This window comes from Photobacterium lucens (assembly GCF_009873615.1).
Classification (GTDB): Bacteria; Pseudomonadota; Gammaproteobacteria; order Enterobacterales; family Vibrionaceae; genus Photobacterium; species Photobacterium lucens.
On record NZ_SSMG01000133.1, the window covers coordinates 1822 to 10766 of the forward strand.

Annotated in this window: 4 protein-coding genes; all 4 read left to right on the forward strand. The window is 42.5% G+C overall.

Going from position 1 to position 8945, the window contains the following annotated elements; translation table 11 throughout:
* The coding region (locus E5A76_RS06650) for a M10 family metallopeptidase C-terminal domain-containing protein (RefSeq protein WP_187695577.1) at positions 1 to 3277 on the forward strand (3277 nt) is incomplete at its 5' end.
* Between the two features lie 94 nt (positions 3278 to 3371).
* Entirely contained in the window at positions 3372 to 5552 is a 2181-nt protein-coding gene (locus tag E5A76_RS06655) for a type I secretion system permease/ATPase (RefSeq protein ID WP_161118465.1), read from the forward strand.
* A complete protein-coding gene (locus tag E5A76_RS06660) occupies positions 5545 to 6927 on the forward strand; it encodes an HlyD family type I secretion periplasmic adaptor subunit (RefSeq protein ID WP_161118466.1) in 1383 nt (460 codons plus the stop codon). The genes E5A76_RS06655 and E5A76_RS06660 overlap by 8 nt, the downstream gene beginning before the upstream one ends.
* 38 nt (positions 6928 to 6965) lie before the next feature.
* Entirely contained in the window at positions 6966 to 8291 is a 1326-nt protein-coding gene (locus E5A76_RS06665; protein WP_161118467.1) for a TolC family outer membrane protein, read from the forward strand.
* Positions 8292 to 8945 lie beyond the last annotated feature (654 nt).

Here is an 8945-nt window from a genome sequence, read left to right on the forward strand (position 1 = left end):
TTATGTTGAAATCACCATGACAACAGAAGGTAATGTTAATCGCTTCGATGCTACGCATGATCACTTTACTTTAGATGCAGCTTTTGCCGATAAATTTACCCTTGTTCAGCACGTTGAAGAAGGTGCTGCAGTATGGACACTAGCAACAAAAGATGGCGCACAGCTAAGCGTGCAAGATTTCCAAGCCGCACTACAGTCAATTAGCTACGAAAATACCGCAGAATCCATGACCGGCCTTAACGGTGCGAAGTCTTTCGGTATTAATGTCTTTGATGATCACCATGCAGCGAACGATGCTTTTTCTATCAATGTGATCATGAACGATGCGCCAATCACAGCAACTGACGATATGCAAAATGGCTGGATCACCCGCACTTACAGTGAAAATGCAGGTCCACAAGAACTACTAACAGATGTTGCCTTAAAAGATATTGATAGCGAGCATCTTGATCGTATTGTTATCACTATGGATGCAAGCAAAGATCATAATGCTTTTGATGCTGCACATGATCATTTCAGTTTACCGCCAGAACTAGCTCATGAGTTTACTCTAACAGCAGTTCATGATGACAACGCAGCGACATGGACGCTACAGGCGACAGATCCAGCACACACAACGGTTGAAGACTACCAAAATGCACTGCATGCACTATGTTACGAAAATACCGCTAACAGCATGACAGGATTAAATGCAGCTAAATCATTTGGCATTAATGTTATGGATGATCAGCATGCACTAAATAAAGCATTTTCTGTCAATCTATTAATGAATGATGCACCTATCGCAACCGCTGATGATGTGCAAAATAGCTGGATCACACGTAGTTACCAGGAAGGGACGGGGGAGCAAGCATTACTGTCTGATGTAACACTGACTGACGTAGATAGCCAACACCTTTCTCGTGTTGTGATCAGTATGGATGCGAGCAAAGATCACAACGGCTTTGATGTAGCTCATGATCACTTCACGCTAGCTAAATCTCTGGAAAATACTTTCACTCTAACGGCAGATCACAACAGTGCTCAAGCAACATGGACACTGGTTGCAAAAGCTGGCACGAACCCAAATGTTGAAGATTTCCAACATGCGCTACAAACACTGACTTACAGCAATACTGCTGACAGTATGACAGGTCTCAATGGGGCGAAGTCTTTTGGCATCAATGTGGTTGATGATCAAAATGCAGTCAATAAAACCCTTTCTGTCAATGTTGTGATGCATGAACAAGCAACAGCACAACAAGCACTACATGCGTTAAGTGAAGCTGCGCAAAACAGTGTGGATACCACACCATTTATCCATACTGATAGCATGAACCACCATGGCTGGGTATTTGAAAATTACAACGCCGATAAAGGTCTACTAGCCGATATTAGCCTAAGCAGTGCTCATACGATCCATCGTGCTGAAATTACCATTACACCCGATGTGAATAGTGATGGTCACAATGGTTTTGATAGCGAACATGATCACCTAACTTTAGATGATGCCTTCTCTGCACACTTTACTTTAAAAGCAGAACCGTACACTGATGTTCATACCAAGCAACTCACTGGTCGTTGGGAGCTAATCGCTAATGGTGAAGTGAGCAATAGTGACTTTGAAGCCGCACTGCGTAGCTTACATTACACCAATAGTGCAGATCATTTTGATGGTTTAAATGGTGCGAAAACATTTGGTCTAAACATTTATAACCAACAAGGTACCATGAGCAACCGTATCTCTATTGGTATGAACTTACATGCTGCGACAGCAACCCATGAAATTGCGCATGATGGTAAATACACCAATGACACCCTAAATGGTGGCCATGATAGTGACATCATGATTGGCGATACCAAAGGTATTCAAATTATCCCAGGTGAAAACTACAACATTGCTTTCATCTTAGATACCTCTCGCAGCATGTACACCGACTCCGTGTTATTCCACTCATCGGCTTACCATGACTCATTAGTACAAATTGATACCGTACTAACACAACTACAATCAGACATGAACCAAGGCATTGAAAACAGTGCGATTCAACATGGTCATATCAATGTATCTCTGATTGCAATGAATGGTAGCGCAACTGTTGAGAATATCGATTTAGTGCACTTTAAAGCGGGCGATCTTGTTGCTCAGTACGCAAAAGGTTTCGGTAATAAAATTTCCGATATTTTCCATGGTACTAACTATCAAGATGCCTTTATGAAGGCAAAAGAGTGGTTTACCCATGATGCTGCACACAACCACGGCAATAATGTGACGTACTTATTTACCGATGGTAAAGCAACCTGTGATAACTCCTCATCATGGTTTACAAAAGATGCCACCATCAACGAGCATGCTGTTAAAGCCTTTAACGAGCTACAACATGTATCCCCTACCGTTGAAGCGATTGGTATCAATGATGACATCAAAGCTGACACGTTAAGCCAGTTTGATACTGATGGTCATGTTCGCACGAATATCGACGCCAAAGATATTGCGCAGATCGTGCTAGGCCATGAAGAAGCCATCACCGATGAAGGTGCTGACACCATTAATGGTCATGCTGGTAACGATATTCTTTTCGGTGACATCATTAAGTTTGATGATAGCCATGACGCACAAGGCTACAGCGCAATTAAAGAGCATGTTGCACACGCAACGCATCAACCAGCGGCAGATCTAAATAACCATGAAGTAGCAAGTTACATCGAGCAGCACACCGCTGAATTTGATATCTCACATGCTAAAGATGCCAATGACAGCATCAACGGTGGTAGCGGTAACGACATCATCTTTGGTCAAGGCGGCAACGATACCCTACATGGCAACTTTGGTGATGACATGCTATTTGGTGGTCAAGGAAATGACATCCTAGCCGGTGGTCTGGGTAACGATACGCTAACGGGTGGCGAAGGTAATGATACCTTTAAATTTGCTAACCAAAGCCTATACCGTGAAACCGATACCATCACAGATTTCGATGTTCACCACGATAAGTTAGATTTGTCTGATTTGATCCATAACTCAGCATCAATTGAAGATGTGTTATCAATCTCAGGTAAAGGTAACGACACACTCATTACCATTGAGAGCCAAGGACAAGTCGATGCGCATCATGATGAATTAAGCATTGTATTGAAAAATACCAATACTGAAACTTTCATCAAAAACGCAGGTGTGATCACCAATCACCTCCTTGATAACAACGAAGCAAAAGCGATCTTTGCCCATGATAGCCATCATGCCGCATCGGATCATGTGGCTTTAGATACTTATCACCACCACGATGCCATCTGTTAATCCATCTAATTAATTAGCATCCACATTTAATAATGGGAATAGATGTTTATCTATTCCCATTTGTTGCATTTAAATAAAAGTAAGAGAACCGTCTGTGGTATCAACGACCGTTAATCAAAATGAGCAATGGCATATTTCCGCCTCACAATCCGTTACCGAAGATCCATTATTAGATGCCTTAGTATTAATCTCAGAGTATTACGGCAATCCCTGCTCTGGCGAAGCATTAGTCGCAGGCTTACCCCTGTCTAACGCTTGGTTAACGCCAGATATTTTCCCACAAGCCGCCACCCGTGCAGGGCTTAAAACCAAACTCATTAGAAAGCCGCTAACCACTATTTCAGCGATTTCAATGCCGTGCGTTTTATTATTAGAAGATAAACGTGCCTGTATTTTGTATTCCATTGATAACGATGAAAACAAAGCCATTATTCAATTACCCGAAAATGGCGGTGAAACCGAGATCACCCTCGATCAATTAAATGCACTTTATACCGGCTATGCGTTTTTAATTAAGAAACAACTGCGTGGTGATAAAAGTATCGATACCCACTTACATGTCAATGAAGGCCATTGGCTATGGGTAATGATCAAAGAAGCCAGCCCTATTTACCGTGATGCTTTATTTGCTTCGGTATTAATCAACCTATTCGTACTCATCTCACCGCTATTTATGATGAATGTGTACGACAAGATCTTACCTAACCTTGCCTTTGAATCGCTTTGGGTACTGGCAACAGGTGCGATTGTCGCTTTCACCTTCGATTTTATTATTCGCCATATGCGAAGCTACTTAATTGATATCGCAGGTAAAAAAATCGACGTGATCGTGTCATCACGGTTATTTGCCAAAGCGATGAACATGCCGCTTGAGAAAAAATCCCCGTCCGTGGGTGGCATGGCAAAACAATTGAGTGAATTTGATAGCGTACGAGACATGCTGACGTCAGCCACCATCACGACCTTGGTTGATTTACCATTTGCACTACTATTCTTATTTATTATCTATTTTGTCTCTGGCAATTTAGCGGTGATCCCGCTGCTTTCTGGCGTTGTGATTTTGCTGTATACCGCTTATATCCAACCTAAATTAAAGCGTGCCGTAGAAGAGTCGAATAAATTCTCTAGCCTTAAAAACGCCCACTTAATTGAAAGTTTAAGTGCGATTGAATCCATTAAGTCCAATGTTGCTGAAGGGATCATGCAGCATACATGGCAACAAATGATTGCCCACACCGCAGACTGGCAACTTAAAATCAAAGAGCTTTCTAATTCAGTCTCTTACCTTGCAACTTATATTACTCAACTGACATCTATTTTTGTTGTGATCTTAGGTGTCTACCAAGTCTCTGCTGGGCATATTTCAATGGGTGGCATCATTGCTGCGGTCATGCTGTCTGGACGAGTCGTCTCGCCAATGGCGCAACTTGCTAGCTTATTAACCCGTGGTAACCAAACCGCCACGGCATTGCGTCAACTCGACATGATCATGCAGCAAGAAGATGAATTCTCAGAAAAAGGGCATTTGATCAATCGCCAACGACTACAGGGAAAAATCACCGCTAATCATATTGAATTTACTTACCCAAACAGTGATGAAGCGATCCTCGCACCGACCTCTTTCACCATTAATCCCGGTGAACGTGTTGCTATCCTAGGTAAAAACGGCTCAGGCAAAAGCTCTCTTGCCAAAATGTTAGCTGGACTCTATCAGCCAACGGCGGGACATCTCCTGTTTGATGGCGTGGAATCAAAGCAAATTCACCCAGCCGATCTGCGTCGTAATATCGGTTATATGCCACAAGATATCACGCTGATCCACGGCACTATCCGCGACAACATTATGTTTGGTAAACGCCAAGTTACCGAGCATCAATTGCTACGTGCAATCCATCTTTCAGGCGTCGCACAATTTACCGCAGAGAACAATGAAGGGTTAGATAAACAAGTCGGTGAAGGCGGTGCTGCGCTATCTCGTGGACAACGACAAGCTGTTGTACTTGCCCGTGCCATTTTAGCCGATCCCTCCATCCTGCTCATGGATGAACCTACCGCCAGTATGGATGCCTCCGCTGAGAAGCAATTTATCCACAACATGGCAAGAGTGTCTCAGCAACGCACCCTTATTTTGATCACCCACAAAATGTCCCTGCTGCAATTAGTCGATCGGATCATCGTGCTCGACAAAGGCCACATCATTGCCAATGGTCCTCGAGATCAAGTGCTTCAACAACTGAGTCAAGGCGTAACGACAGGAGCTTCACACCATGAATAATCAACACACGCCTGACGAATTAGCGATGGCAGATGATCTCTATAGCGCCATGCTAATGGAGTCTCCTCACTTACATCGCATGGTTATCCGTATTTTTTGCGCCATGATCTTTGCCTTCATTGTATGGGCCTATTTTGCCAATGTTGACCAAGTTACCCGTGGTAACGGCAAAGTGATCCCCTCATCACAAGTCCAAATCATTCAAAGTTTGGATGGCGGTATTTTAGAAGCCATGTATGTAAAGGAAGGAATGCAGGTCAAAAAAGGGCAACCACTCGCTCGCATCGACGACACCCGTTTTTTATCTGATTTCGCCCAACAAGAAGATGAAGTGGATAGCTTAAATGCCAATATCACACGTCTTCAGCACGAGTTAACAAGCATCACTATAGATAAAAACGAACCAGACTGGCGTAAGCAAGTCACCATGAATACGCCCCCGTTACAGTTCTCTGCCGATCTCGAAAAAACAGAGCAGCACCTCGTACTGCAGCAAAAAGAAGAATATCAAAGCCGGATGGCAGAATTTTCTAATCAGCTCGATATTCTTGGTCGTCAGGTCATTCAAAAAGAGCAGGAAAGTCACACCCTAGCACTGCAATTAAGCACGCTAAAAAACAGCTTAAGCCTAATTCATCAAGAGCTGAATATGACTATCCCTATGGCGAAAAAAGGCATTGTGTCAGAAGTCGATATGTTGCAATTGCAGCGTAAAGTGAATGACATGAAAGGCGAGCGTTCAAAGCTATATAGCCAAATTGAAAAGGCGAAATCAGCGCAAGATGAAGCGATCCTAAAACGTCAAGAAGCGGTACTCAATTATAGAAAGGATGTACGCCAAAAGATCAACGAATTGAGCGCTCGCCTTTCTCGCTTAACAGAAGCACAAGTTGGTGCAAAAGATAAAGTCGACAAAGCAGTTATTACCTCTCCGGTAAACGGCACCATTAAATCAATCAAAATCAACACGATTGGTGGTGTTATCAAACCGGGTGTCGATATTTTAGAAATCGTTCCTACCGAAGATCAGCTATTGATTGAAGCCAAGATTGCACCCAAAGACATTGCCTTTTTGCATCCTGGGCTACCTGCAGTCGTCAAAGTCAGTGCTTATAACTTTACTCGTTATGGCGGGCTGAAAGGTACCGTAGAAAACATCAGTGCCGATACTTCGCAAGATAACAAAGGCAACAGTTACTACATCATCAAGGTAAGAACCAAGCACTCTAGCCTGATCAAAAAAGATGGTACACCGATGCCAATTATTCCCGGCATGCTGACATCCGTAGATGTGATCACCGGTAAACGCAGCATTTTAGATTACATCTTAAATCCAATCCTTCGTGCCAAAGATATGGCATTCCAAGAAAGATAACAGACACATTTTTAGCAACAAAACAGCGGCAATATCTCATGAAAAAAAATATCATCACACTCACTATCGTTTCAGCTTTTTTATCGCAAACAGCAACTGCTGAAACGTTAGAGCAAGCTATGTCTCATACCATTCAAACCAACCCGAAGGTATTACAAGCACTACATCAATACCAAGCTAGTGAGCAACAAATCGCCCAAGAAAAGGCTGATTACTTACCTAGCCTTGATTTACATTCAAGCTATCGCTCTGATAATACCGACGATAAAAACAACAACGACTTACAATCTTACTCTGGCGATATTAGTCTTAACTTGCACCAAAATATCTTTAATGGTCTTTACACCACTCACCAAGTAGAAAAGCTAAAAAATCAAACCCTAGCTAAACAATGGAGCTTGATTTCCGTTGCTGAAGATACTGCACTACAAGTCGCTAAAGCTTACCTGCACTATATTGAAGCCGAAAAGCTGGTGACACTTGCTAAACACAATGTTGAAAAGCACCAAAGCATTTATCAACGCATTAAAGAAAAAACAGAATCAGGTTTAGGCTCTGTTGCTGATCTCTCTCAGATCCGTGGTCGTTTAGCTCGAGCTCGCTCAAATTTAATCGCTGCAAACAACAATCTAGCAGATGCACGTGCTGAATATATTGCTGTTACCAATGAACAGCCTGTCGACCTAAACGCACCCAACATCAATATGTCAATGATGCCAACATCACTACATAGTGCGATCCAAGTTGCCGCCAAGAATCACCCAACCATTCGTGCTGCGCTGAGTAATATTGATGCGCTTCACGCCGATCAAACCTCAGTCAAATCAAACTACCTACCACAATTTGATTTAGAGCTAGGGAAAGATTGGTCTGATAAGTCTTATGATAATCACCACAGCTTTGATAACTCACAGCAACAAGCCTATGCCGCCATTGAAATGCGCTACAACCTATTTAAAGGTGGCAAAGATATGGCTAAAGAAAAAGAGCTCGCATACCGACTATCTGATTCTAAAGATGCTGAAGCATATACTTATCGACAAGTCGTAGAAGGCACAACACTAGCTTGGAACGCTTATCAATATGTATCAGAACAGCTGGGCTACATTAAACAACACATTGATGCAGCCAAAGACACACAAGCGAGCTACGCTCAACAATTCAAATTGGGACAACGTTCATTAGTCGATCTACTTGATGCTGAAAACGAGTTATTTGAAGCACGTAAAGATTACTTAAAATCAGAAAGTGATCAGACAATTGCTTATTACCGCATCTTAAATGCGACAGGACAGCTACTGCCATCAACTCACACCCAGTTACCTAAAGCTTGGCAGGTATCAACATCACAACACAGCGCATAAATGCATGCCTAACAAATAAATCACAAAGCCTACTTTTATGTAGGCTTTTTTCATCTCAGCATCTAAAAATTATCTGATAACGACATCAGACACTTGTACAGCGATTAAGCCTATAACAACCAAAAAGCTAACTACTATTTTGCTTTAAATATTTCTATATTAAAACAATATCCTAAAATTTTGTTTTTAAAGAAAAAAGTAAAGTGTACAGCTTTTTACCTTCCGTAGTACAAAAGCTATTTAAGCTGTACAGGCTGATGTTCACACATAAAACATCAGCATTTCTGCTAGGGTAACATTCAATCGGGACTAAAATCTGTCCCCCTGCATGACAGGTCGCTAAGCCATCCAATAAAGAGGCTAACTAACTTAACGACTAGCTCATTCAAATAGATTTAACTTATTTAAAACGCAAAAAAGCCCCGCTATTTCTAGCGAGGCTTCTTAATAAGTGGCGAGGCGGTGGGGACGCCAAGTCTGGGCTTGTGTTCAATTGGACTCGCACACAAGAGAGACTCATTGCTCGAAGAGCAAGTTTATTCTATATACGAAAAGACCCCAGCATTTCTGCTGAGGTCTCAAATAAAGTGGCGGAGCGGACGGGACTCGAACCCGCGACCCCCGGCGTGACAGGCCGGTATTCTAACCAACTGA

Coding starts and splice junctions, on each gene's coding strand:
- E5A76_RS06660 (WP_161118466.1), top strand. CDS start 5,545: ATGAATAATCAACACACGCCTGACGAATTAGCGATGGCAGATGATCTC.
- E5A76_RS06665 (WP_161118467.1), top strand. CDS start 6,966: ATGAAAAAAAATATCATCACACTCACTATCGTTTCAGCTTTTTTATCG.